Here is a 25,467-nt window from a genome sequence, read left to right on the forward strand (position 1 = left end):
AAAAGCTTCCATTAATCAAAGCGTTGCAGTAAGATGCACGCCGTTCCCTAGAGGAACATAGTCGGGGCGTAGCGCAGCCTGGTAGCGCACTTGCATGGGGTGCAAGGGGTCGAGTGTTCGAATCACTCCGTCCCGACCAAATTAACGATGAGGCTCAAGCACTTAGTGGCTTGGGCCTTTTTCGTTTCTGGAGCTAAATCAAAATCAGCTGGCGATTCGCTGGGGTAGGGTTCCTGGTAGCTTTCGACCGGGTTGCTGCAAGAGTATTGCTGGTTATAGGCATACCTACCTTACTGAGTCTTCCACCCCGCCTGCTCACTGGTAACGACGTATAGAGACATCCAGCTCAGTAGAGCTCGGCATTACCTGCGCAGCTGTTCTCGTTATCGCCTGTGGCGGCTTATTCGATCTTGAGCGCCCTGTTCGAGATGCGCTCCTTCGATCACTGCCAAAAGCGTAATCCAACCTGCTTCCGGGCCAGCCGCTGCTTTGGACTAGCTAATAGAAATAGGAAGGCCCAGCGTTAATACTGGGCCTCCTAATGTCATTCAGCGTCCTTAGCGGCATCTGCTCCAGCAGAGGTGAGCTTTATCGGTAGCACCAAAGAGCGATCGCCTTGAGCGTCGACGTGGACGTTGCCCTTATGAATCAGCCCATGCTCTTGCAGGTCCTGAAGAACGTCCATAACGGCATCTTCACCGTGATGGTTATCGAGAATTTCACTACCCAGGCCTGCTGGATGCGAGTGATACAGGCGGCGCAAGATTTCAGCTTTGAGTTCTGCATTGATAGCCATGTGGTCTCCTCGTATGTGTGCACAGGTTATGACAATCGTTGAGCTGACCAGTGCCTGCGAAGGAGAGGCCGGACATCTTCTGGAGCATCTATGCTACGCAGCTTAGGTCGTTGCAGTGCTTCGATGTTCGAAACAGGAGTGTCATCCCTCTTCGCCTCGACTAAAAATCCAGACGCTCGAAACCAACTAGATTTTGATGCGTAAATTTTTGTGCCCTTGTAGTTGAGCTCTGCCCCATAAGAGCGTGCTGCTGTACAGCCTAAGCGTCTAGCCGTTGAGGGCTCAGCTATCTGGGCTGAGCGGGAAGGCAGTGGAAGCGGTCATCCCTCAGTCTGGACGTCGCACTCAAGCATGCGGCAGGTCTTTCGCATTGGGTTAACCGAATGAATAGCCCATCGCCTGCTGACCATTCTTGAAGAATCGAGACGAGTTTCGTTAAAACAACCCTATTGCTCTCGGTGATGATCCTGCTTGCAACAAAAGCTAGCTGGAGAAGCTTTCCTCGGGCGGGAAGAAGGGCGTGGAAATGAACTCTTAGTGTGGGAAGTGAGTTGCATAATGCTTCTTCAGCGCCTGAATGAAGTCCGTCGCTAGCGGCGTCTGGCCCGATCCCGCAGGCGCGACGACGTACACGGGAAACAACAGCTCAGGCTCGAAGCGGTGGATGGTGATGCCCTTGTGCAGAAAATCCTGGGCAACGTTCGGACTCATGAGGGCGGCGCCCATGCCGGCGGCGACCATCTCGCAGGTGATGGAGCTGTATTGGCCTTCCACGGCGAGCTTGCGTTCGACACCGGCCTGCTCGAAGACCTTGTCCATCTGCTCGCGGGTGCCATCGCCATGGCAGAGAGAGACGAAGTTCTCGCCGTGGAGATCCTGCGCCCTGATGACTTCCTTTGAAGCCAGTCGATGGCCTGGCGGCAGGACGCAGACGGCGCGGAGCCGGGTGATCAGCAGCGTTTCTAGAGGGCCGGCGTCGCTGGGCTGGACCACGACACCCAAATCGCAGAATTGCGACTGTACCCACTGCACCACGGTGGGGGAGGCGTTCATGTGCAGGGAGACAGTCAGCTCTGGGCGGGTCGCGACGAAGTCTTTGATGACGTGGGGGATGAGCGTGAGGCCGGTCGAGGGTACCGCCGCGATACGCAGTCGCCCGGTACCCAGGTTGCGGATGTTCTTGGCTGACTGACGCAGGCTGTCCAGCCCTACGTAGGCCCGTTCCACTTCTTGGAAGAAAGCACTGCCTTCCTTTGTGGGTATCAGCCGAACCCCCGCGCGTTCGAACAGTTTGAGTCCGGTACTCAGCTCCAGCTGGGCGATCAGTCGGCTGACGTTGGGCTGCGAGGTGTGCAGGGCTTCGGCGGCCGCGGTCATGGAGCCTAGACGCATCACGCTGCGGAAGGCTTCGATCTGTCTGAGATTCAACAGAGCTCTCCATATCAAATATGAATACTTAACCCGTACCTTAGTATTTGACCCTATGGGTTCAGGCTGACAATACTCGGTCACAAGCCAAATGGCCCCATAAAAAGAAAGCGTTTCCGAATGGCGGTTACCGCGATGTCCTCGGAGGCGGATGCCTAGATCTTCCGGTCGTGTCCTCACGACGTTCTCGATCTGCCGCAACGCAAAAAAGGGAGCATTGCCCGTGACCAGTCCGTATCTCGTCCGTACCTCATCCATCTCCTTGCGTCAGGGTTTGTCCGCGCTGCTGTTGGCCGCAGCGGGCGCTGGCATGACGCTTCCCGCTCACGCTGAAACCACGCTGTACGTCGCCGGCGTCGGCGGTTCCACCGAGCAGATGTACAAGACCCGCGTCATTCCCGCCTTCGAGAAAGCGCATGGGGTCAAGGTCGTGTATGTATCGGGTAACTCGACTGAGACGCTGGCCAAGCTGCAGGCGCAGAAAGGGCGGCAACAGATCAATGTCGCCATGATGGACGACGGCCCCATGTACCAGGCGCTGCAGCTGGGGTTCTGCGAAAAGCTCACGGACGCGCCTGTCTACCAGGACTTGTACCCCCTGGCGCGTCTGAGTCCCGAGGCGACTGCGGTAGGTATGGTCGCCACCGGGATCGGCTACAACGAAGAAGCCTTCAAGAAGCGCGGGTGGGCGGCCCCGACGTCCTGGACCGATCTTGAGGATCCGAAATATCGGCAACTGCTGGGCATGCCGCCGATCACCAATACCTACGGCCTGCATTCACTGATCGAGATGGCGCGGCTGAATGGCGGCGGCGAGAAAGACATCGATCCGGGCTTCGCGGTGTTCGAGAAGAAGATCGCGCCCAACGTGCTGGCCTGGGTCAGTGCGCCGGGCGAGATGGACGGGATGATGCAGAACGGCGATGTGGTCATGGCGGTGTACGGCAGTGGCCGGGCGGTAGCGCTGCAGAACACCAGCTTTCCGCTCAAGTTCATCTATCCGAAGGAGGGGGCCGTAGCCCTCCAGGTGGCCGCCTGCTCCGTCACGCCCAATGCGCAGTCCGAACTCTCCCAGCAATTCATTCAGTACGTGCTGTCGCCGGAAATCCAGAAGATCCAGTCCGAAAGTAACGGCTTCGCGCCGGTGAACCGCACTGTGGAGCTGCCCCCAGCACTGGCTGCCCGTATGCCCTATGGTCAGGAAAAGGTCGACAGTCTCCTCAAGGTCGATTGGGACACCATCAACCAGAAGCGTTCCGAGTGGACGACGCGCTGGAACAGGACCATCGAGCGATAGCGGGCGTACCGGCCAGACGGCGATGACATGACATCGGGATTGCGGATGGAGAGGACTGGCCCCTCGGGCTACTCCTCCGCTCGCTGCAGCGCCAAGTCCTCACGTCATCGTCCGGCTCGACCTGCTCACTGATCGAGTGGCTGGTTTTCCCTAGGAATCGGTCGCTCCCACCTCCCTTGGACGAACAGCGATCACGCCTTCGTGATCGCCGGAGGCATGCCCATGGCTTTCCTGATCCTCGACGGCCTCGTCAAAACCTATGGTGACTTCACCGCCATCGCCGGACTCGACCTGGCCGTGGAGAAAGGCGAATTTCTTTCCCTGCTCGGCCCTTCGGGGTGCGGCAAGACCACGACCCTGCAGAGCGTTGCCGGCTTCGTGCAGCCCTCCGCCGGACGTATCGTGCTGGACGGGCGTGACATCACCCATGTTCGCCCGGAGAAGCGTGGGCTGGGGATGGTGTTCCAGAGCTATGCGCTGTTCCCCCACATGACCGTGGCCGAGAACGTCAGCTTCGGCCTGGAGATGCGCGGTGTTCCGCGCAGCGACAGGGCGGAGCGGGTGAAGTCGGCGCTCGATATGGTTCGGCTGCAGGGCCTGGGCGAACGCTATCCCAAGGCCCTGTCCGGCGGGCAGCGTCAGCGGGTGGCCATCGCGCGTGCCCTGGCGATCCGCCCGGACCTGTTGTTGCTGGACGAGCCGATGTCGAACCTCGACGCCAAGTTGCGCGAGGACATGCATATCGAGTTGCGTGCCATCCAGCGTGACCTCGGTATCACCACCATCCTGGTCACCCACGACCAGGTTGAAGCGATGACCATGAGCGATCGCATCGCGGTGATGCACGGCGGGCGCATCGTGCAGATCGGTTCGCCGTTCGAGACCTACGAGCGGCCCCAGTCGCCCTTCGCCTCAAGCTTCCTGGGCAAGACCAATGCCTTCCCCGGGGCCGTCCACAACCGCAAGCCACGCTGCTACGAGGTCAAGGTCGATGGCCTGATGCTGCACGTCCCTCATGAGGGGCATCAGTTCGACGGCGATGTAAACGTATACCTGCGGCCGGAAAAGATCCGCCTGGCCGATCCTGCCGAAGCCCGGTTGCGCGGCACGGTGCGCATGCGGGTGTTCCTGGGCAACCTCTGGCTGATTGGTGTCGAGAGCCCCCTGGGGCCGGTGAACCTGACGCAGCCGAACCTCGGCGCGCCGCCGCCGCTGGAAGGGGAGGAGGTGGGCCTGACCTGGCTGGACGACGACCTGCGCCTGCTCGGCCGGGAGGTGTCCCATGGCCACCTATGATGCCGAGCGCGTTGGCAGCGCCCCCTGGCTGCTGACCGGCCCTGCGCTTCTCGTATTCCTGACCCTGCTGGCGGCGCCGCTGGTGCTCACGGCCATGCTGTCGTTGAACCTGTTCAGCGACACCAAGGGGGTGATTCCCGTGTACTCGCTCGCCAACTACCTGGAGGTGTTCGGCGACGACTATTTCCACGAGATCTTCTTGCGTACGGGTGGGATGGCGCTCGCCGTCACCGTCTGCTCGGTCCTGATCGGCGTACCGGAGACGCTCATCATCGCTCGCATGCGGGCACCCTGGAGGTCACTGTTCCTGCTGGTGGTGCTCGGACCACTGCTCATCTCGGTCGTGGTGCGCACCCTGGGGTGGGCCATCCTGCTGGGCAACAACGGGCTGATCAACCAGGCGTTGCAGGCGCTGGGCGTCATCGATTTTCCGATCCGCATGATGTTCACCCAGTTCGGGGTCGTGCTGGCGCTGACCCATGTGCTGGTGCCCTTCATGGTGATCGCCGTCTGGGCCAGCCTGCAAAAGCTCGATCTGCAGGTGGAGCAGGCCGGCCTGTCGCTGGGCGCTTCGCGGATGACGACCTTCAGGCGGGTGGTGCTGCCGCAGATCGTGCCGGGAATCCTCTCGGGCTCGATCATCGTCTTCGCCCTGGCGGCCTCGGCCTTCGCCACCCCCGCGATCATCGGCGGACGTCGCCTCAAGGTGGTGGCGACGGCGGCCTACGACGAATTCCTGGGTTCGCTGAGCTGGCCGCTGGGCGCCGCTATCGCGGTGCTGCTGCTAATCGCCAACCTGGTGATCGTGGTGGGTTGCAGCCGGTTGGCCGAGCGCCGTTTCAAACACGTCTTCGAGTGATCGCCATGTACCGGAACGGTTTCTTCTCCCTTGCCTTTCATGCGCTTTTCATCGCCTTCATCGTCGCGCCGCTGGTGGTGGTGATGGCGGTGTCCTTTACCGGCGAAGGCTTCATTTCATTGCCTTCCGGTGGCCTGTCGCTGCGCTGGTTTGAGGCGCTGTGGGCCAACCAGGAAATGGTCGATGCCTTCTGGCTGTCGCTCAAGTTGGGCCTGGTGTCGGCGACGGTCGCGACCTTGCTCGCGGTCCCCGCGGCGCTGGCGATCAGTCGCTACGACTTTCCCGGACGCGGGGCGATCACGGGCTTCCTGATGTCGCCGCTGATGATTCCCTCGGTGGTGCTGGGGATCGCCTTCCTGCGCTTCTTTTCCCTTGCCCAGGTGGGCGGCTCGCTGTGGGCGCTGAGCATCACCCACGTCATCGTCGTGCTGCCCTATGCCTTGCGGCTGACGCTGGCATCCACCATCGGCCTGGAGCGCGATGCGGAACACGCCGCGCTGTCCCTGGGCGCCAATCGGCTGCAGACCTTCTGGCGGGTGATCCTGCCGCGGATCCGCACCGGCGTGGTCGGCGGCTGGCTGCTCGCCTTCATCCAGAGCTTCGACGAGTTGACCATGACGGTCTTCGTCGCCACACCTGGAACTACGACCTTGCCGGTCGCCATGTACAACCAGATCTCCCAGACCATCGATCCCCTGATCACGGCGGCCTCCACGGTGCTGATCCTGGGCACCCTGGCGGTGATGTTGCTGCTCGATCGTCTCGTCGGCCTTGATCGGGTGTTGATCGGAGAGAAGCAATGAACGACAGCAGCGTATCCCCCTCGGCTGAGGTCATCGTGGTTGGCGGCGGGCTGGTCGGCATGGCGGTCGCATACGGCCTGGCGAAAGCCGGCACCAAGACGCTGGTGCTCGACCAGGGCGACGACGCCTTCCGTGCCTCGCGGGGCAACTTCGGTCTGGTCTGGGTGCAGGGCAAAGGCTTCGATCGCCTCGAATATTCCCGCTGGACGCGTTCTTCGGCGCTGGCCTGGGCCGGGCTGGCCGAGGACCTGCTGAAGGAGACGGACGTCGATGTCCGGCTGAAACAGCCTGGCGGCTTTCACATGTGCTTTTCCGATCAGGAGCTGGCGGAGCGGCAGGCGCGACTGGCAGGTATGCAAGCCGGTCTAGGCGACTATCCCTTCGAAATGCTGGATCAGGCGGATCTGCGGGCACGCTTGCCTGGCATCGGTCCGAAGGTCGTCGGGGCGAGCTACACGCCCATGGATGGCCACGTAAATCCGCTCAAGCTCCTGCGGGCCTTGCATGCGGGAGCGCAGCACCACGGGGCGACGGTATTGGGGCGGATGCCGGTCGAGCGGATCGATTCCGCGCCGGGCGAATTCACCGTGGTCACCTCCAAGCGACGCTTCACCGCGCCACGCCTGGTGCTGGCGGCGGGCCTGGGCAATCGGCTGCTGGGGGAGCAGGTCGGATTGCATGCCCCGGTTGCGCCAAATCGTGGGCAGGTATTGGTCAGTGAGCGGGTTCGCCCCTTCCTGAATTACCCGACCATCAATGTGCGCCAGACCGACGAAGGCAGCGTGCAGCTCGGCGACTCGATGGAGGAGGTCGGCTTCAATGACCTCACCACCACCGACGTGCTCGCCCGGATCGCCCAGCGTGGCGTCAACACCTTCCCGCTGCTGGCTGACGTGCGCCTGGTGCGCGCCTGGGGCGCCCTGCGCGTCATGAGCCCGGATGGTTATCCGATCTATCAAGAGTCCGCGTCGCATCCCGGGGCCTTCGTCGTCACCTGCCACAGCGGCGTGACCCTGGCCGCGGCGCACGCGACCCGGATCGCGCCTTGGGTGCGGGGCGGGGATCAACCGGAAGAGCTGGCGGTGTTCGCTGGCGAACGTTTTCTCACGGGGGAGGTGTTTTCCCATGCCCACTGATTCCTTGTTTCGCCGCGTGGACGCCGAAGGCGGCCGTCTCATCACCCTGAGCTTCGACGACCAGGCCTTCCAGGTGCCGAGCGGTCTTACGGTTGCCGCCGCCTTGCTGCTGGCCGGCGTACGGCAGTTCCGCACCTCGCCCGTCGGCGGCGAAGCACGCGCGCCCTATTGCATGATGGGTGTGTGCTTCGAATGCCTGGTCGAGATCGATGGGGTGCCGAGTCGCCAGAGTTGCCTGATCGAGGCAGCCGACGGCATGCGTATCCGTTCGCAGCAGGGCGCCCGCGAGCTGCCCTTCACCGCTGCCGAACCCGTGGTGATGGAGGTGCAGCCATGAATCTCGAACCTATAGACGTCGTCGTCATCGGGGCAGGCCCTGCTGGCATGGCTGGTGCGCGAACCCTGGCTGATCTTGGCCTTTCTGTCGTGCTGCTGGACGAGCAGGCCGCGGTGGGCGGACAGATCTATAGAGGCATCGGCAACGCCACGCCGGCGCGGCGCGAGCTGCTCGGTGAGGATTATGCGGCGGGCGCCCGCCTGGCGGACGCGATGAAGGGTGCGAACGTGCGCCACGAAACGGGGGCTTCCGTCTGGCAGATCACCCGCGAGCGCCAAGTGCATTACCTCAAGGATGGCAGGGTGCGCTCCTTCGCCGCCAAGGCCGTACTCCTTGCGACCGGTGCCATGGAACGGCCCTTTCCCATCCCGGGTTGGACCCTGCCCGGGGTAATGACGGCCGGGGCGGCGCAGATCCTGCTCAAGACCGCCGGTATCGGTCCACAGGGACCGGTGGTGCTGGCCGGGTGCGGACCGCTGCTGTACCTGCTCGGCTGGCAATACCTGCGGGCGGGCATACCCATTGCGGCCCTGGTGGACACCAGCCGCCGTGAGGATTACTGGCGCGCCCGTGGCCATTTGCTGGCGGCGCTCAGAGCCTGGCCCTATCTGCGCAAGGGCGTCTCGCTGTTGCGCGCCCTGCGCAAAGGGGAGGTCCCGCACTACACCGGCGCCGAGCAACTACAGGTCGAGGGGGAAGAGCAGGCGAAGGCGCTCAGCTTCGTCGTCGACGGGAAGGCACAACGGGTGTCGGCCGACACCGTGCTGCTGCATCAGGGCGTGGTGCCGAATATCCAGTTCACCCAGGCGCTCCGGGCCCAGCATCGCTGGGATGATGCGCAGCTGTGCTTCGTGCCGGAAACCGATCAGTGGGGCGCGCTCGACGTACCTTTCATCTCTGTAGCGGGCGACGGCGCGGGTATCGGCGGGGCTCAGGCGGCCGCGCTGCAAGGGCAACTCTCGGCGCTGGGGCTGGCGCGTACTCTGGGCCAGATCACCCCGGCCCAGCGCGATGCCCAGGCCGCGCCCTTGCGTGCCGAGCTGGAGCGCAACCTGCTCATTCGTCCCTTCCTCGATGCCCTGTATCGCCCCCGCGAGGAGAACCGCATTCCTGTACGTGACAACGTCACCATCTGCCGCTGCGAAGAGGTAACGGCAGGCGATGTCCGCCGCTTCGTCGAGCTCGGCTGCAGCGGGCCCAATCAGGCGAAATCCTTCGGTCGCTGCGGCATGGGTCCCTGCCAGGGACGCATGTGCGGCTTGACCGTCACCGAGATCATCGCCAAGTCGCGGGGGCTCACGCCCGACGAAGTGGGTTACTACCGCATTCGTCCCCCTATCAAACCCATCACCCTGGGAGAACTGGCGAGTGGCTGACCTGACGGCGGACGTGATCGTCATTGGCGCCGGGCTGCATGGGTTGAGCACGGCCTGGCATCTCGCGCAGCGCGGCGTGCGGGTAATCGTGCTCGAAGCCGACTATGCCGGACGGCATGCCTCCGGCGTGAACGCCGGGGGAGTGCGGACGCTCGGCCGGCACCTGGCCGAAATCCCCCTGGCGCTGGCGTCTCGGACCCTCTGGCACAACCTGCCGGAGCTGTTGGGAACCGATGCGAGTTTCGTCGCGAGTGGTCAGCTGAAACTGGCCGAAAATGACGAAGAGCTCCAGCAGTGTCAGGCACGCGTCGCCGAACTCGAAGCGATGGGTTTCACCCATGAGGTGCTCATCGATCGAGAGGAAGTCTTCGAACTCCTGCCGACGGTCGCGCCCCATGTGGTGGGTGGCATCTGGGTGGCGGGCGATGGTTACGCCACCCCCTATCGCGTGGTGACGGCGGTCCGGCAGGCAGCGGAGCGCCTGAGCGTGGTGCTCCATGAACAGACGCCTGCGCTATCCATCATCCAGCGAGGCCCGCGCTGGCAAGTGGAGACACACAGAGGACGATTCGAGGCGGACCAGCTGGTGGTGACGGCCGGCGCCTGGGCAGGGCGCCTGGCAGGGGAGATGGGTGAGCCCGTACCCAGTTATCCGCAAGGGCTGATGCTGATGGTGACCCATCGAGTAGCGCCCTTCTGCAAGCAGGTGCTCGGCGCCACCGGCCGCGCCCTGTCCTTCAAGCAATTCGACAACGGCACGGTGGTCATCGGGGGCAAATTGATCGGTGACCTGGATTTCGACGCCCGTCATGGGGAAGTCGATATCACCCGTCTCGTGACCAGCGCCCAGACTGTGACGGACCTCTTTCCGCACCTCAGGCATCTGGGCATCAACCGCGCCTGGTCCGGTATCGAAGCCTTTACCGAGGACGATCTGCCCGTCATCTCGAACAGCAGTCGCGCGAGTGGCCTGACCTACTCGTTCGGTTACTGCGGCAGCGGTTTCCAGATGAGCCTCGGCACCGGCCAGCGCGTCGCGCAGCTGGTGCTGGGCGAGTCGTCACCCATTGATCTCGCAGCCTTTGCCATTGATCGCTTCCACAGAGATTCCTCAACCCCCAGGCCAGTAAAGGAGCCTATATGCAACCCATTACCCGTATCGAAACCAACCAGCGTATGAGCCGGGTCGTCCAGTACAAGGGCGGCATCACCTTCGTCGGCGGCCAGACGGCCAATGATCGCACCCAGGACATCAAGGGGCAGACCGCGCAGGTGCTGCAGAAGATCGACGACTACCTGGCCAAGGTCGGCCTGGACAAGACGCGCATTCTAAGCGCCCAGGTGTGGCTGTCGGACATCCAGGCCAACTTCGCCGGTATGAACGAGGTGTGGGACGCCTGGACACCGGAAGGGGAGGCACCTGCACGTGCTACAGTTGAGTCCAAGCTGGCGGCGCCGGAATTGCTGGTCGAGATCGCCATCGTCGCAGCGGCGGAGTGAAGGCGGCCGCATCAGCGCCCTGTAGCTGAGACACTGCGCCTATATCAAGAAACGCCGGTAAAGCACTGCTTTTGAGGCAGAGCCGATTTGGCTACAGACCCATGGAGACTGTTGCGACAGGTGCTCGATGTAAGGCGTATGTAGCGGGAAGTGTGACGCTTTAGAAGGCTGGGATGGTTGCTAGACCATCCCAGCCACCGCTTCTAATCGACGGTAGTCGCTTGAGCGTTGGCGCACCGCGAACTAGAGATTGCCCGGCGATACAGCGTGACCATCTCGTCTAGCAATTCCTGAGCGATGTTGCAGGCAACCTTTAGCCGCAGCTCGTCAGAAGGACCGGAGTCGCGCTCTGCCAGCTGAACTAGCAGGTCACCTAGCATCGAGGCACGAAGATCCGCATCGGCTTCGATAGACCGAGTGGAAAGATCCATTTGGTTAAGCGCGATTGGCTTGCTGGGGAAGGGGACCACAGAGGACTTCTTCTCAGCCATGACACACCTCCGTGGTAGAGGTATATGGCGAGCAGATAGCGCCGAGGCGGAGCTCGGGCTTAAAAGGAGATACAGGCATTTTAACTGCTCCTCAGACGATTAAGGAGCCGCCACCCGCCGTTGCTACACGGTAAGGGAGGCGGACCGTGCAGGGGTAGCAAACCGGCGTCCGAGGGAACCGGCCAGGCAAAAGCCTGCCCTACACGGCCCGCCATAGAATCATGAAGCCAATACGCGCACGTACGACTCCCTGACTATGGCGCTACCGCGCCTCGAACGCTTCAGGTTGCTACACCTAGTCATGGGATTGACCATGACAATGCAAATTTACCGCTTCGGAGCGCGTCCTAGCAACCTAGGGTAACGCAGCGTTACCAAGACGTGGTTGGCGCGTTGCGCTTGGCCTAGGCACCGGCGAACCTGATCAAGTTTTTTCCAGCAGATCAACGATATTGCGGCAGTACATCATTATCGTTGGGCGAAACAGGGACTGCTGCTCGAATCTGTCCTGCTTATTACCAAGCGGATGCATAAAGGTCACCCGCTCGACGCCAAGCAGAGCTAACTCGACTTATTGCCTCCAGGTCCTTGCGCAAGTAGCTCCAGATGCTCCTCTTCTGTCTGCTCAACCACGTAGATCTGCTTGGCTACTGGAATTTTTGTCCGAAATTTAGGCGGCATTAGCGGTTTCAAGCAGGACATCGTTCGTTTCGTCAGCGCTATCAGTTAAGTTATCCGGTAATCGGTGTCATGCCTCCCTAAAGTGTCAGTTGTGTCTGGTGAGCGTGTCTAGCTCAAAGATAGTGATCCTGAGAGAACGAGTTTTAAAATAGCGATCGGGGCAAGTGTCAAGTAATGGTTAACACTTCTATAATGCAAAGATATCGACCGAATTTATATTTTTAGCTGGTAGGTTTGTAAATGCCTGCTAATACTTCCATATGCAATATCCTATAAAGTAATCTCAAGGCTTTCGGCTTTATAAGCCTCCTCGGCCTCCTGATTACACGGTCTCAATCGATATCAAGGCATAGCTTCCGCATCGTCTCAAACGCCTAGATTCATAGCGAAATCAGATCTCACCCTGTTCGGCTACCATGGCGGTTGTCCTGATCGATGAGTCAATCGGCTGACCTGTAGCTTGCTAGAAAAATTCACATAAAGGCTGCGCTAACAGCGAAAGATCTTACAATCTAGCTCTGGACCTCCTATAGACGTTAGCCCACCAAGGGATAGGCCTGTGACTGACTCAGATAGCTCATTCGCACCACTCGTTGAGGTCGTGAACCTTGCCGCATCCCTCAAGCGCTTCGCAGATGATCGCGACTGGCAGCAATTCCACTCCCCCAAAAATCTCATCCTGGCTCTCACTGGCGAGGTAGGCGAGCTATGCGAGATTTTCCAATGGATGAGCGACGCCGACTCGATCTCCGCAGCAACAGATCCCGAAATAGGCCAAGCCGTGAAGGACGAACTGGCGGATGTATTGATGTACCTGGTTCGCCTGAGCAGCGTACTCGGCATTGACCTCAACGAGGCCGTAACGCAGAAACTCGCCTCGAATGGCCAGAAGTACCCTGTGGATAAAGCTAGAAGCAACAGCAAAAAGTACGACCGACTTTGACCAACACGCACCTAAGGACAACCCGTGATCGTATACGCTGCGACCAAACAGCAATTTCTTAAAGACAACGATAACGATGACATTGAGGAGGTGATACTCAGACATTACAAGGATGCTACCGGTAAGAACGTTGGCACCTCGGAAATCAGGTCATGGCAAGGGTCCCTAACGTACATGGCCAAGGTCCTGAGAGATGAGGATCTGCCAAGCGATGTAGGCCTGGCCATTGAATTGCACATTCCACAGTCATCGAAGCGAATCGACTTTCTACTCACCGGTCGCGACGAGAGCCAAGCAAAAAAAGCCGTGCTGATCGAGCTGAAGCAATGGAGCAAGGCCAACGCCACTGCTAAGGATGCCATCGTCAGAACGGCATTGGGTGGCAGCCTCGTTGAGACCATTCACCCGTCCTATCAGGTATGGTCATATGCGGCGCTGTTGGAAGGTTTTAACGAGGCGGTGTATGACAAAAGCATCGAAATCCATCCTTGCGCCTACCTCCATAACTATGTCAGCGACGGCATCATAGATTCAGCTCACTACGAGCCCCATATCAGCAAGGCTCCGTTGTTCCTGAAAGGTCCGGAAGAGCTCAGTAAACTTCGAGGCTTTCTGAAAAAGCATATAACTTATGGCGACAACAAAGAGGTCCTTTACGAGTTGTCCGAAGGGAAAATTCGCCCGTCCAAGGCGCTAGCTGAAGCCTTGGACGGGTTGATGAAAGGCAAACCCGAGTTCGTATTGATTGACGATCAGAAAGCAATCTTTGAATCGGCGCTGGCTGCGGCAAGCGAGGCCTCGGACCAAACACCCAAGGTGATGATCATCGAAGGTGGACCTGGCACCGGGAAAACTGTTCTTGCTATCAATCTGCTGGTGAAGCTCACCGAATTGAAGCTGATGAGCAAATACGTCTCTAAGAATGCAGCCCCACGTAAGGTCTACGAAAGCAAACTGGTTGGCACCATTAAGCGCAGCCATTTCTCGAATTTCTTTTCAGGCTCTGGGGCATTCATCGACACTGAGGCCAACACATTCGATGCGCTTATCGTGGACGAAGCTCATCGGCTGAATGAGAAAAGCGGGCTTTACGGAAACCTTGGAGAGAACCAGATCAAGGAGCTGATTGAGTCAGCGAAATGCTCAATTTTCTTCATTGATGAAGACCAGCGTGTAACCTTGAGCGATATCGGCAGTAAGCAGGCGATACGCGCCTTTGCAAAAGCCAAGGGTGCTGTGGTGGAAGAGTACGAGTTGTCTTCGCAGTTTCGCTGCAGTGGTTCTAACGGTTACCTGGCATGGCTGGATGACACGCTGGGCATTCGCTCGACGGCAAATCCGACGCTTGAGACTCAAGAGTACGAATTTAAGGTGTTCGACTCACCTCAGGCGATGCATGAAGCGATCAATGAAAAAAACCAAGGAAACAAAGCTCGTGTGGTCGCCGGCTATTGCTGGCCTTGGTTGAGCAAAAAAGAAGCCGCTGTTGGGGTGATTATCGGGCCAGATCTGGTCGTACGTGACGGTCAGGTAGTGACATCCCCGGATAAGCGCGACAAGCATGATAAATCGATTCGCGGTTGGAAAAAAATGATGAAAGAGCAACCCATCCTCGCGAAAAGTGAAACAGACCTGATCATCAAAAATACGTACCGAACACTGATGACACGCGGGATGAAGGGTTGCTATCTGTACTGCACCGACAAAGAGACGGCGCAATACTTCGAGAGTCGGCTTAGCCAACACAGCAATCATTGACGGTATTGTTTGCTAGGAGTCCCTGTACCGGAGAACACAGGGGCAACGATCAACAGTGCAACCATTTGCTTGATAGATTCGGCCCCGATTCGTTTCGGGGACGGTTCTCAAAAAGCACCGCCCACCGGAATCTAGGCCACGCAGCGTTCCAGCTGGTATTCCAAACAAGTTGACCTAAAATTATTTACCAGCCAAAACAGATCGATACCGCCTAAGTTCAAATTACTCCGGCGAGTCAATACAGCCGAGGCGGAGCTCGGGCTTAAAAGAAAAACGGTGCATTCATGCTGCTCCTTTGTTCGGTTAAGGAGCCGGAACCACCGTTGTCACGCGGTATGGAGGCGGACCGTACGAGGTGACAACCGAGAACCAAGGGAATCGGCCAGGCCGAAACCTGCCCCGCACGGCCCGCCATAAATGCACGCAGCCAAATGCTTAGCATTGGGTGTGGGCGATTAGTCTACTGTGCCCTTGTTCATCGAGTTGTCACGCCCGGCCATGCGATTGACCATGAACAGGCAAATCTGCCGTTCTCAAATGCTAACCGAAACCGGTTACAAGCGTCTGTGGCGCTACCAGCAATGATCGCAAATCGGTACCCCTAAGCGACTTGCCCATGGGGCGCGACCACTCGTTGGACACGCCCTCCAAACAGGTATCCCGCTTCCGGCCCCGGAAGATATCCCACGGTCATTTCAGACGTGACTCCAGGATTGCTCTCTCCACCTATGACTCATCGGCTTTTGGTCTGCAGCAGACCATTCGGTATGCAACAGAAATATGGTAACAGGCCAAATCGGATTTATCCGGGACAGACCAGTTGGTACAAAAGAGACTCGCCTGGCAGCCGAAAGGCCTTGGTAGGGGAGAGGAAATGGCAAGCTATTCCGCACACGAGCGCTACGCGTCGACTGACTGGGTCACGACGCCAACCGCGCTGCTGGTAGATCCGCGGCTGACGCCCTTGGAGCGCAACGGCTGGCACGTCTTGCGCATGCTTAGCGGCCCGGATGGAGTCAGTTCGCTTACGAGTCTGAGCCAGCTACGACGCTATCTCACTACCACGCCGTTAGGACAACGGGCGGGCTATGAGACGGCGCGACGTGTTCTGAAAGTACTGCGCCTGACGGGTTGGATCACTCTGATCGGTGTGCAGCGTGACCCTATGACGGGCAAGGTGATGAGCGAGCGCTACCAGGTGCATGAGCGTGCCTTGGCGTTTGATCAGGCATGCAATGCCGACCACACGCTTGCCGGCCTATGGCAGGCGTGCCTTCACGAGACAGGCCATCCGATCCAGCGGATTGCGCAGCATCTCAATCAGGCGTTCGATCAAGGGCAGCGCAGCGACGATGCAGATAATAATTGCGCTCCGGACCCAGGTGACTTTATGTGCTCTATTTCTGAGGCGGTATCTGCGGAGTCCGGCTTAGGCCAAACCGGTCTGCCACAGACCAACGAAGTCCACGACAAACCAATTGGCCAATACAGTACGTACAGTAGTAATACGTATAAAGTACGTACGTATCCTTCAGAGCTGGAAAACACAAAGGGCAGTGCTCCGCTTCCATCCTGTCTCGCGGGAATTGATGAGGAGCAGTTGCAGGAGCTGCTGACGGCACTTGATGAATTGTCCTTGGAGCAGCGTCAGCAGGTGTTGGCAGAGCTTGACGCCAGACACCGTAGCGGCGGGGTACGCAACGTGGTGGCCTATGCCTTTGGCTTGATCAGACGCGTGCAGTCGGGAGGTTTCCGGCCTTATGCACTCAGGGGCAGGCCGGCAGTGCAGACCGTGACGAACAGAGACCCCGGCATGGACCATCGTCCCCGCCCGGCACATCGAGTAGCCCCCGCAAAGCGCTCAACGCCCGAGGTTGCTGAAAACCACATTGCGACGCTTCGCAAGATGCTCAACATGCCTGTCAGGGTGTCGCGTGTGCTCGACGACATCAAAGCGCGGTCTGAGCAGTACGCCAAAGAAAGCTAGTAGCGGTATTGAGCCACTCTGCGGGCTTGGACTGCTCATATGCCCAGTGCGGACGCGTTCGTAATGCTTTTGCCGCGGCGATGGATGATGACCATCTCATCCAACAGATCTTGCGCAGTCATCTTGATAATCGTGGCGCGAAGCGAATCTGTTTCCAGGGTGCACGCGTCAAGCTGATCGAGTAGGTCCTTTAGTACTGAAAAGCGCAGCTCGATGTCATCGGAAAGGTCCGGAAGGTCGCTTGCGAAGTTGCTTGCGTCGATACCTTTCCGAGGGAGCGAATAGATGGTCATGACCGATGGCGGCATAAATGTCACCGCCAGTTGATCAACCCATCACGCATACAGGGGTCCCTTATGAGCATGCTGAACCAGGTTGCTTGCTTCATTGCACTGCGCGGTGGAAATCTGTGGCGTCAGTCGCGCTGAGCCTGCAGGAATACGGCGAACAGTTCCGATTGCGACTTGATGCCCAGCTTGCTGTAGACGTGCTTACGGTGCACCTTCACGGTCTCGGCCGAGATGGCCAGTTTGCGCGCCACCTCCTTGCTGGAGTAACCGCTGAGCACCAGGCGCGCGACTTCCAGCTCGCGGCCGGTCAGCGCCGTTTCGACCTGGCGCGCCATCCGCTCGAGGCGCTCCTGCCAGGGGGGAGCGGCTGTCGGCTCACTGGGCTCCGGCTCGTAGCCCAGGCGCTGGCGCGCCAGTGCCATGACCCAAGGCGCTACCAGGGTGAGCAGGGCGATCTGCTCAGGTCGGAAGCGTTGCCGTGAACCCAGTGAGAGACACAGGGTACGAGCCTCGGGGAGGACCACATTGAACTGGACCTCGTCAGCGACCACGTTGAGGCTGAAGTAGCGCTGGTAGTAGTCCGTTTGTTCAAAACAGTCCGGGGCGATTTCGCTCAGGCGCACCAGACCTTCACGCGGGCTCTCCCGACTGGCGATGTAGAAGGGATCGAGCAGGTACAGGCCGTGCAGGTAGTCCTGAAAGAGCCGGTCCGGTGCACCGTCGTCGCCGGGACTTTCGGCCAGCACCTGCGGGCGTCCCTCGCTGAAGATCAGTGCCACCCAACTGTCATGGTGTACGTACTGCTCCAGCGCGCGGGCCATGGCACGCCAGAAATGCGGGCGGTCGAGCGCTTCGATGAGTTCGGCCACGGTCTGATGGAAGGCGATGTCGTGCAAGGTCATGGTCATCTGTGTACCCCTATGGGGTTACCCCGCGTGCGTAATTCCGCCTGTGTGACTCCGCCGCCATACTCGACTCCGAAAGGTGGGGTGTCCGCATTCTGTGTTTGCCCCCCACGTGATGCAACAGCAAGAACGGAGCCCCGTCATGCAAGTTGAACTCGCTCAGCTCACCGGTCGTGATGGTGATACGGCCCATAATCTCGCCCAGGCCCTGCAAGCCATCGCGGCGTGCAGGACGGGCACTCGCCTGTTGGTGTTTCCCGAGACCTACCTGACGGGTTTTCCGACGCCAGAAAACGTTGCGGCCCTGGCTGAGCCTTTGAATGGCCCGAGTCTGACCGCCATCGGCAAGGCAGCGGCTGCGCGTGGCGTGGCGGTTGCCATCGGTTTTGCCGAGGACGACGACGGTACGTTCTATAACACCACCGTGTTGATGGACGGGCAGGACATCGTGCTGACCTACCGCAAGACGCACCTGTGGGCGTCGGATCGCGGTGTGTTCGCGCCGGGCGATCGCTACGGCACCGCGCTGCTCGATGGCGTGCGGGTCGGCCTGCTGGTGTGTTTCGACATCGAATTTCCCGAGAGCGCCCGTGCCCTGGGTGAGCTCGGCGCTGAGCTGCTGATCGTCACCAACGGCAACATGGATCCCTACGGGCCGACGCACCGAACCGCGATCATGGCACGGGCGATGGAAAACCAGGCCTACGCGGTCATGGCCAACCGCGTCGGCGCAGGGGACGACGGCCTGGTATTCGCCGGCGGCAGCGCGGCGGTCGACCCCAACGGCAGCCTGCTGCTGGAAGCCGGTCGCGAGCCGTGCGCACAGACCATCGACCTGGACTTTCATCGCCTGGCCGAGGCCCGCCGTGATTACCGCTACCTAGAAGAGCGGCGCATAGCGCTGCCAGGTACGCGCATCGACCATGCCAATGGTGTGCGTGAGTTACTGATCCCCTGACCTTTCCTTCTGAAGGGCGCCACAGACGCGCCCGTTGCGGCCTTGCCGCGCGCTTTTGCCGACTTCGGTCCTGCCATAACAACGTATAAAATGGGAGTAACCAGTAATGGCTCGTCTGCAACGATCCCTGTCTCTGGGAGCGGTGGTGCTGTTCGGCATCGCCTACATGACGCCGATCATCGTCCTCGGCACCTTCGGCATCCTGGCCGAGATTACCCATGGCGCGGTATCAGCGGCCTACCTGGCCGCTGCGGTGGCGATGTTCTTCACCGCACTGAGCTATGCGCGCATGGCCAAGCTGTTTCCGGTAGCCGGATCGGCCTATAGCTATGTACGTCACAGCATCAGCGATCATCTCGGGTTCATCGCCGGTTGGGCGGTGTTGCTCGACTATCTGTTCCTGCCGATGGCGATTTGGCTGATCGGCGCGGCCTACCTTCATTCGGCGTTCCCGCAATTGCCGCAGGCGCTTTGGGTGCTCATCTTCATCCTGGTCACCAGCGTGATCAATGTAGTAGGCCTACACCTGGCCAAGGGCATCAACAGCATCTTGATGCTGGTGCAGTTTCTGGTCCTGCTGGCCTTCGTGGCGCTGTGCGTGCATTACGTGGTGGGCGACGCCAGCAAGCCGCTGCTGTCGCTGCAGCCGTTCCTGGGCGAGGGCGTGAACCTGTCCCTGGTGATGGCGGGCGCGGCGGTAGCCTGCTACTCCTTCCTGGGCTTCGATGCGGTCAGCACCCTGACCGAGGAAACCCGAGACCCCCAGCGCACCATTCCCAGGGCAATCCTGCTGATCACCCTGATCGGTGGACTGATCTTCGTGATCACCGCCTATTTCGTGCAACTTGCACATCCCTCCACCCTATTCGAGAGCAGCGATGCGGCGGCCTATGAGATCGCCCGCAATATCGGCGGTGATCTGTTCGTGTCGGTCTTCCTGATCGGGTTGATCGTCGGTCAGTTCACCTCGGGCTTGTCAGCGCAGGCCAGCGCCTCGCGCCTGATGTTCGCCATGGGCCGCGACGGCGTCCTGCCTCGTGCGCTACTGGGCACCCTGAGTCCGCGGTTCGGTACGCCGGTGGGCGCTATCCTTGTCTGCGCGGTGGTAGCGCTGCTGGCACTCAAGCTTGACGTCGCCACGTCGACCTCATTCATTAATTTCGGCGCCTTTCTAGCGTTCAGCCTCGTGAACCTCTCAGTGATCGTTCACTTCGCACGCCAGCCGCAGAAACGTGGTCCCCTACAACTGGTGCTCTACCTGCTGTGTCCGCTTCTCGGCCTGCTGGCGACGCTGTGGCTGATGATCAGCCTAGACCGCCTGGCAATCATGCTTGGCTGTAGCTGGCTGATGCTCGGTGGACTCTATCTGGCTTGGCTGACGGGAGGTTTTCATCGCCGGCCGCCAGCGCTTAGCTTTGAAGCGGAGCAGGGGTGAGTAGCTGGATCGTTGCAGCTCGAGGCCAGCAGCGCGAGCAGGTCGTCGACGGACCGCTCGTATGTCCTTGTCGACGGTTTCACCTGATACCGGACCATCACCGTATCAACTGCAGGCGCCTTTAGGCGCTCCGCCCAAGCGCTTGCTCGGACCTGGCAATCGGCTTTTGAAGATGACGACGCGGCGTATGGTATGCATCCAGACCGCGCTGGTATGGGTGTAGAACGTATGCACCGCGAGCGTAATGTTTTCTCCTGACCCCTCTGCTCACGGGTCCTGCGTAAATCAACATCAGCGCGTTAGCACTCAGGACACCACCTCCACGCGGACCAGACTCTGCTGACTAAGCGGGGCCAGGAACTCGGTCGCCGTGGCATCGGTAATCAGCGTCCAGTCCGTCTTGAGCGGCGTCCTGTGCTGCTGGCGATGGTCGAGTCGGCAAACACGGACACTTCGGTTGGCTGCTGGATCATCAGTCCCGCGAAATATGCCGGCCCACAATGGTCGGACATCTCTAGCAGCACCCGTCGATCAATTTTCCCATCCCGGTAGCCAAGTCTTCCCGCTTGGCGCGCTTGGCATTCGAGTGATGCCAAGCAGGTCTACATCGGTGTCCCTGCCTGCCGCGCGTGCTGTGTGCTGACGCAGGCCATTCGCTGATCGCTACTGGCGTCCATCCTGCTCAAATCGATCAAAATACTGTTTGATTTGCGCATTTATTTTATCTCTCGTATGCTGATTTTGCGCGAATCAGTCATGAACTTGATCATTTCGCTCAGTAGGCTTCACATCCACCCCATCCCCATCCCCATCCCCATCCCCATCACTGTGGCACCTATAAAAATAAGGAGCTCTCTCGTGGCCCAGATTCCAATCAAGCGCAGTATCGAACGTGTACCCGGTGGCATGATGATCGTGCCGTTGTTGATCGGCTCGCTCGTCGCTACCTTCCTGCCGGACATGCCGAAGTTCTTCGGTTCGTTCACCAACGCGTTGTTCACCGGGTCGCTGCCGATCCTGGCAGTGTTTTATGTGTGCATGGGCGCAAGCATCGATATCAAGGCAACGCCTTACCTGCTCAAGAAGGGCGGGGTGCTGTTTGGCACCAAGGTCGGGACTGCGATCGTAATTGGCGTGATCATGGGCCAGTTCCTGGGCGAGCAGCCGATCAGTTCAGGGGTGTTTGCCGGGCTCTCCACTCTGGCTGTGGTAGCAGCGATGAACGATACCAACGGCGGTCTGTACATGGCGCTCATGGGGCAGTACGGGCGCTCCGAAGATGTGGGGGCCTATTCGGTGATGTCGCTGGAGTCGGGCCCGTTCCTAACCATGGTCACCCTGGGCGTTGCCGGGCTAGCGGCCTTTCCTTGGCCGACGCTGGTGGGCGCGATCCTGCCGCTGCTGCTCGGTATGCTGCTGGGCAATCTCGACCGTGAAATGCGCGAGTTCCTGGCCAAGGCCGTACCAGTGATGATCCCTTTCTTCGCCTTGGCACTGGGGGCGAGCCTGGACCTGCACAAGGTGTGGCAGGCCGGCTTACTGGGCATCGGCCTGGGCGTGGCGGTGGTGGTGCTCACGGGTATCCCTCTGTACTTCGCGGACCGCGCGTCGGGAGGTACTGGCGTTGCAGGGGTGGCGGCGGCGAATACCGCAGGCAATGCGGCGGCGGTGCCTGCGCTGGTAGCGGCGGCCAACCCGATCTATACCGAGGCGGCCAATTCCGCCACCTTGTTGGTGGCTGCCTGTGTAGTAGTGACCGCCGTGCTGTCACCGATTCTCACCGCGTCGGTCGCCAAACGTTATCAGACGCGTCACGGTGCGGCAGCGGAGGGCGCGAACGTGAGTGACAGTTCGGACACACGGCGGGAGGTCATTCGATGAAGTTATTGATTATCGCTGATGATCTTTCAGGTGCGGCGGATTGTGCCATTGCCTTCGCGGGCGCCGGTCAGAGCACGGTCGTGGCCTTGGATCCGTCCCACGATACAGGGGATGCGACAGTGGTGGCCATCGATACCGACACTCGTCGGCTCCTACCAGCACAAGCAGGTGAACGCACTCTCAAAGCGTGGCAGACCCTGCGCCGACCAGGGCAGCGCCTGTACAAGAAGATCGACTCCACCCTGCGTGGTAACTGGGCGGCGGAAGTTGCCGCCTTGAAGCTGGACGCGGGTCTGGCAATCATTGCGCCCGCTTTTCCGGCCACAGGGCGAACCACACTGGAAGGCAAGGTGTGGGTCAACGGTCACTCGCTCGAGAGCACGGACACCTGGCAACTCGAGCATGCCGGCCGTTGCGCGGATATCTCCACGCTGCTCGAGGAAGTCGGCCTTCGCGTGGCCAGGCTGCCGCTGGAGACGCTGCGCGGTGACGCGGCGGCGCTGGTCCGCGTTATCGCGGGCACGGCGGGCGGGCTGGCCGATGCGCTGATTGTTGACGCTGAGAGCAGCGAGGATCTGCGTATCCTGGCTCGGGTAACGGCCCAGTTGTCGGAACCGCTGTTCTGGGTGGGGTCGGGCGGCCTGGCTCGGGAAATGGCTGCGCTACCTGAATTGCTTGGTACGCCATCGCCGATGCCTACCACTACGCGGAAAAAGTATGCGCCTACGTTGGTGCTGGTGGGCAGCCTGTCCAGCGTGTCCGAACGCCAGTGCGCGATGCTTAAGGATCGCGCTGGCGTTACCGAGTTGACGGTGCCGCCGGCGGTATTGCGCCAAGGCCCTTCACACGCGGACTGGGCCGAGTGGGAAGCTCGTATCGGCCAGATGCTTGGTGGTGGCAACGACTTGCTGGTCCGTATTGGCCGTGATGAGACCTTCAATCCTGCCGAGGGCGCGCAGCTTTCTACTTCGCTCGCGCAGCTCGTGAAGCAGCAGTTTGTCTATGTCGGCGGCCTGGTCGCAACGGGCGGCGAAACCGCGCGGGCCATGTTGGGGGCTGTCGGCATTGGCAGCCTCCAGCTGCTCTGTGAAATCGAAGCAGGTGTCGCGTTCGGGCACCCAATTTCCACCCGCGACGGGCACCATCCCGGTGTGGTGACCAAGGCCGGTGCGTTCGGTACGGATCACGCGCTGTACGCCGCCTGGCTACATATGCACAACGCTCTCGAGCCCGCGCATGACGCTGCGGGTCCTATCTTAAATCCTGCGCTACAAGGTACCCATCATGAGTAATTATCTACCCGTCATCGGCATCACCATGGGCGATGCGACCGGGGTAGGCCCGGAAATCATCGTCAAGAGCCTCGCCCACGAGGTGGTGTATCAGCAGTGCCGCCCACTGGTGATCGGCGATGCGCAGCGCTTGGAGCAGGCCAACGAGATCGTCAAGGGCAGCGCCAAGGTGCGTCGCATCCAGGATGCCGGCGAAGCGCGCTACGAGCCGGGCATCATCGACTGTATCGACTTGGCACTGATCCCTGCGGACCTGCCCTTCGGACAGTTGTCGCCCATCGCAGGTGACGCCGCCTATCAATACATTGCCAGGGCGGTGCAGATGGCCGAAGCCGGCCAGATCGACGCCATCTGTACCGCCCCGCTAAACAAAGAGGCGCTGCATGCCGGCGGCCACAAGTATCCGGGGCACACCGAAATGCTTGCCCACCTGACTCAGGTTGACGAAGTGTCGATGATGCTGGTGGCGCCTCAGCTGCGGGTAATCCACGTCACTACGCACATGGGCATCATCGACGCAATTCGCAAGATCGAGCCTGGTCTGGTCCAGCGCACCATCGAACGCGGCAATGCCACCCTAATCAAGGCGGGCATCAGCCGGCCGCGCATCGGGGTGTGTGGTATCAACCCGCACGCGGGTGAAAACGGCCTGTTCGGCTACGGCGAGGAGGAGGAAAAGATCATCCCGGCCATAAAGCTGCTGCAGACGCAGGGCCTGGACGTGACCGGCCCGCTGCCGGCCGACACGCTGTTCTTCCGCGCCGGCCGTGGGGATTTTGACCTGGTGGTGGCCATGTATCACGACCAGGGGCATGGCCCGGTCAAGGTCCTGGGTCTGGAAGCAGGAGTGAACGTTACCGTAGGCCTGGACGTGATCCGCACCTCGGTGGACCACGGCACGGCCTTCGACATTGCCGGCAAGGGCATCGCTGACGAACGTAGCCTGCTTGAAGCACTGCGCCAGGGTACTGAGCTGGCCACGCGTCGAGGATGAGGGCTTGCGTCACCCTTGTGTAAGATTGTCGGCCCTTTCGTCACAAGGCCGTCTATGAAAGCCGCCGACCGTCATCGCGCCATCCTCGAGCTGGTGCGCGCCCGAGACACCCACGTCGAGCAACTCAGCGCAGCTCTCGGCGTGTCGGAAGCCACCGTGCGCCGGGACCTGGCTATGCTCGCCAAGCAACGGCATCTGGTGCGCACCCACGGCGGCGCGACTGCGCTGCTCGGCATGCACGAGCCGGAAGCTTCGCTGGAAGAGCGCAAGGCCAGCCAGCGGGATCAGAAAGACGCCATCGCCAGGGCCGCGGCCAGGCACGTGGAAGACGGTGACACGCTATTGCTAGACGGCGGCACCACCTGCGCGGCGCTGGCGTTGCACCTGTGTGCGCGGCAGAACCTGCACGTGGTCACCAACAATCTGCTCGCGGTGACACCCCTGGCCAACGCACCGGGCGTTCGCCTGACCCTGATCGGCGGCGATCTACGCGGCTCGAGCATGAGCACACTCGGTCCGCTGGCGGAGCTGACCCTCAGCCGCTTGAGCGTGGACAAGGCGTTCCTAGGAGCGGACGGTGTGGTGGCCGAATTTGGCCTCTGCGAGGCCAGCGACCAACAGGCCTACCTGAAGGAGTGCATCATCAAACGCGCCGCCCAAGTGTTCGTTCTCGCCGACGCCGACAAACTCGGTCGAGCCCGCCAGCAACATTGGACACCTCTTGAACGGGAATGGACGCTTATCACCGATTCCCAAGCGCAAGAGACGCAGTTGGAACCCTTCAGGGCAGTGGCGCAGATCAGGGTCGAGACGGCTACTGTCGACTGACGCGGTTCTGGGAGCCGGGCGCTCGATGCAAATCGACAGGTAAAAGGCCGTGTTCGCTTTCGGCATACGATCGACAAGCGTCTAATACCGGGGGCGCGGCAAAACATGCGCTCTGCCGTGAATACCTGCTGCCGGTCTGAGAACGCCGCCGTTGCATTCGCGTCGGGTGTTGTCGGGCAGTGCCACAGACAGTTTT

General features: G+C 60.4%; 23 protein-coding genes and 1 tRNA gene. 19 read left to right on the forward strand and 5 right to left on the reverse strand.

The genetic code is table 11. From position 1 onward, the window contains the following. Positions 1–62 precede the first annotated feature (62 nt). Positions 63–139: transfer RNA gene (locus ACUCV0_RS02505), tRNA-Pro, on the forward strand. Between the two features lie 405 nt (positions 140–544). Here the strand turns inward: ACUCV0_RS02505 and ACUCV0_RS02510 are convergent. Both ACUCV0_RS02510 and ACUCV0_RS02515 read right to left on the reverse strand, forming a co-directional pair. Next, the gene (locus ACUCV0_RS02510) at positions 545–796 is read right to left on the reverse strand and encodes a hypothetical protein (RefSeq protein WP_082696299.1); all 252 of its coding nucleotides are present in this window, start codon (positions 794–796) and stop codon (positions 545–547) included. A 534-nt stretch (positions 797–1,330) separates the two neighbouring features. Beyond that, complete coding sequence (locus ACUCV0_RS02515; RefSeq protein WP_482211919.1) at positions 1,331–2,224, reverse strand: LysR substrate-binding domain-containing protein; 894 nt, start codon at positions 2,222–2,224, stop codon at positions 1,331–1,333. Between the two features lie 223 nt (positions 2,225–2,447). On the opposite strand from ACUCV0_RS02515, the gene ACUCV0_RS02520 reads away from it, so the two are divergent. The 9 genes from ACUCV0_RS02520 (at position 2,448) to ACUCV0_RS02560 (ending at position 10,828) form a co-directional block, all read left to right on the forward strand. Next, entirely contained in the window at positions 2,448–3,521 is a 1,074-nt protein-coding gene (locus tag ACUCV0_RS02520; RefSeq protein ID WP_482211920.1) for an ABC transporter substrate-binding protein, read from the forward strand. 222 nt (positions 3,522–3,743) lie between these two features. Then, positions 3,744–4,817: an ABC transporter ATP-binding protein gene (locus tag ACUCV0_RS02525; protein WP_482211921.1), complete on the forward strand. Its 1,074-nt coding sequence runs from the start codon at positions 3,744–3,746 to the stop codon at positions 4,815–4,817. Then, the gene (locus tag ACUCV0_RS02530) at positions 4,804–5,676 is read left to right on the forward strand and encodes an ABC transporter permease (protein WP_482211922.1); all 873 of its coding nucleotides are present in this window, start codon (positions 4,804–4,806) and stop codon (positions 5,674–5,676) included. Before ACUCV0_RS02525 ends, ACUCV0_RS02530 begins: the two co-directional genes overlap by 14 nt. Before the next feature lie 5 nt (positions 5,677–5,681). Then, on the forward strand, positions 5,682–6,479 hold the full coding sequence (locus tag ACUCV0_RS02535; RefSeq protein WP_208694612.1) for an ABC transporter permease: 798 nt from the start codon (positions 5,682–5,684) through the stop codon (positions 6,477–6,479). Beyond that, the gene (locus ACUCV0_RS02540) at positions 6,476–7,615 is read left to right on the forward strand and encodes an NAD(P)/FAD-dependent oxidoreductase (protein ID WP_482211923.1); all 1,140 of its coding nucleotides are present in this window, start codon (positions 6,476–6,478) and stop codon (positions 7,613–7,615) included. The genes ACUCV0_RS02535 and ACUCV0_RS02540 overlap by 4 nt, the downstream gene beginning before the upstream one ends. Then, entirely contained in the window at positions 7,605–7,952 is a 348-nt protein-coding gene (locus tag ACUCV0_RS02545; RefSeq protein WP_482211924.1) for a (2Fe-2S)-binding protein, read from the forward strand. Before ACUCV0_RS02540 ends, ACUCV0_RS02545 begins: the two co-directional genes overlap by 11 nt. Further along, positions 7,949–9,328, forward strand: a complete 1,380-nt coding sequence (locus tag ACUCV0_RS02550; RefSeq protein WP_482211925.1) for an FAD/NAD(P)-dependent oxidoreductase — start codon at positions 7,949–7,951, stop codon at positions 9,326–9,328. The genes ACUCV0_RS02545 and ACUCV0_RS02550 overlap by 4 nt, the downstream gene beginning before the upstream one ends. Beyond that, positions 9,321–10,508 (forward strand): NAD(P)/FAD-dependent oxidoreductase, encoded by a 1,188-nt coding sequence (locus ACUCV0_RS02555; protein WP_482211926.1) that lies wholly within the window; start codon positions 9,321–9,323, stop codon positions 10,506–10,508. The genes ACUCV0_RS02550 and ACUCV0_RS02555 overlap by 8 nt, the downstream gene beginning before the upstream one ends. Further along, positions 10,469–10,828 carry a RidA family protein gene (locus ACUCV0_RS02560; protein ID WP_482211927.1) on the forward strand — a complete coding sequence of 120 codons (360 nt, stop codon included), beginning with the start codon at positions 10,469–10,471 and terminating at the stop codon, positions 10,826–10,828. The genes ACUCV0_RS02555 and ACUCV0_RS02560 overlap by 40 nt, the downstream gene beginning before the upstream one ends. Positions 10,829–11,031: 203 nt before the next feature. On the opposite strand, the gene ACUCV0_RS02565 is transcribed toward ACUCV0_RS02560, so the two are convergent. Next, on the reverse strand, positions 11,032–11,319 hold the full coding sequence (locus tag ACUCV0_RS02565) for a hypothetical protein (protein WP_482211928.1): 288 nt from the start codon (positions 11,317–11,319) through the stop codon (positions 11,032–11,034). A gap of 1,240 nt (positions 11,320–12,559) precedes the next feature. On the opposite strand from ACUCV0_RS02565, the gene ACUCV0_RS02570 reads away from it, so the two are divergent. The 3 genes from ACUCV0_RS02570 to ACUCV0_RS02580 all read left to right on the forward strand — a co-directional run bounded on the left by ACUCV0_RS02570 (position 12,560) and on the right by ACUCV0_RS02580 (position 16,688). Continuing rightward, the gene (locus ACUCV0_RS02570) at positions 12,560–12,943 is read left to right on the forward strand and encodes a nucleotide pyrophosphohydrolase (RefSeq protein ID WP_482211929.1); all 384 of its coding nucleotides are present in this window, start codon (positions 12,560–12,562) and stop codon (positions 12,941–12,943) included. 24 nt (positions 12,944–12,967) lie between these two features. Beyond that, positions 12,968–14,701, forward strand: coding sequence for a DNA/RNA helicase domain-containing protein (locus tag ACUCV0_RS02575; protein ID WP_482211930.1), 1,734 nt, complete (start codon positions 12,968–12,970; stop codon positions 14,699–14,701). Between the two features lie 874 nt (positions 14,702–15,575). Further along, on the forward strand, positions 15,576–16,688 hold the full coding sequence (locus tag ACUCV0_RS02580) for an STY4528 family pathogenicity island replication protein (protein WP_482211931.1): 1,113 nt from the start codon (positions 15,576–15,578) through the stop codon (positions 16,686–16,688). Between the two features lie 35 nt (positions 16,689–16,723). Here the strand turns inward: ACUCV0_RS02580 and ACUCV0_RS02585 are convergent, their stop codons facing one another. Both ACUCV0_RS02585 and ACUCV0_RS02590 read right to left on the reverse strand, forming a co-directional pair. Continuing rightward, positions 16,724–16,981: a hypothetical protein gene (locus ACUCV0_RS02585; protein WP_482211932.1), complete on the reverse strand. Its 258-nt coding sequence runs from the start codon at positions 16,979–16,981 to the stop codon at positions 16,724–16,726. 122 nt (positions 16,982–17,103) lie between these two features. Further along, positions 17,104–17,886 carry a helix-turn-helix transcriptional regulator gene (locus ACUCV0_RS02590; RefSeq protein ID WP_482211933.1) on the reverse strand — a complete coding sequence of 261 codons (783 nt, stop codon included), beginning with the start codon at positions 17,884–17,886 and terminating at the stop codon, positions 17,104–17,106. A gap of 139 nt (positions 17,887–18,025) precedes the next feature. Between ACUCV0_RS02590 and ACUCV0_RS02595 the strand changes: the two genes are divergently transcribed. The 6 genes from ACUCV0_RS02595 (at position 18,026) to ACUCV0_RS02620 (ending at position 25,271) form a co-directional block, all read left to right on the forward strand. Then, entirely contained in the window at positions 18,026–18,841 is an 816-nt protein-coding gene (locus tag ACUCV0_RS02595; RefSeq protein WP_482211934.1) for a carbon-nitrogen hydrolase family protein, read from the forward strand. A 106-nt stretch (positions 18,842–18,947) separates the two neighbouring features. Next, on the forward strand, positions 18,948–20,276 hold the full coding sequence (locus ACUCV0_RS02600) for an APC family permease (RefSeq protein ID WP_482211935.1): 1,329 nt from the start codon (positions 18,948–18,950) through the stop codon (positions 20,274–20,276). Between the two features lie 858 nt (positions 20,277–21,134). After that, the gene (locus ACUCV0_RS02605; protein WP_059314257.1) at positions 21,135–22,157 is read left to right on the forward strand and encodes a 2-keto-3-deoxygluconate permease; all 1,023 of its coding nucleotides are present in this window, start codon (positions 21,135–21,137) and stop codon (positions 22,155–22,157) included. After that, complete coding sequence (locus ACUCV0_RS02610) at positions 22,154–23,449, forward strand: four-carbon acid sugar kinase family protein (protein ID WP_482211936.1); 1,296 nt, start codon at positions 22,154–22,156, stop codon at positions 23,447–23,449. The genes ACUCV0_RS02605 and ACUCV0_RS02610 overlap by 4 nt, the downstream gene beginning before the upstream one ends. Further along, entirely contained in the window at positions 23,442–24,443 is a 1,002-nt protein-coding gene (gene pdxA, locus ACUCV0_RS02615; protein WP_059314259.1) for a 4-hydroxythreonine-4-phosphate dehydrogenase PdxA, read from the forward strand. The genes ACUCV0_RS02610 and pdxA overlap by 8 nt, the downstream gene beginning before the upstream one ends. 54 nt (positions 24,444–24,497) lie before the next feature. Further along, positions 24,498–25,271 (forward strand): DeoR/GlpR family DNA-binding transcription regulator, encoded by a 774-nt coding sequence (locus ACUCV0_RS02620; protein WP_059314260.1) that lies wholly within the window; start codon positions 24,498–24,500, stop codon positions 25,269–25,271. Positions 25,272–25,467 lie beyond the last annotated feature (196 nt).

The sequence above is a fragment of the Pseudomonas sp. VMV1 genome (genome assembly GCF_056790235.1).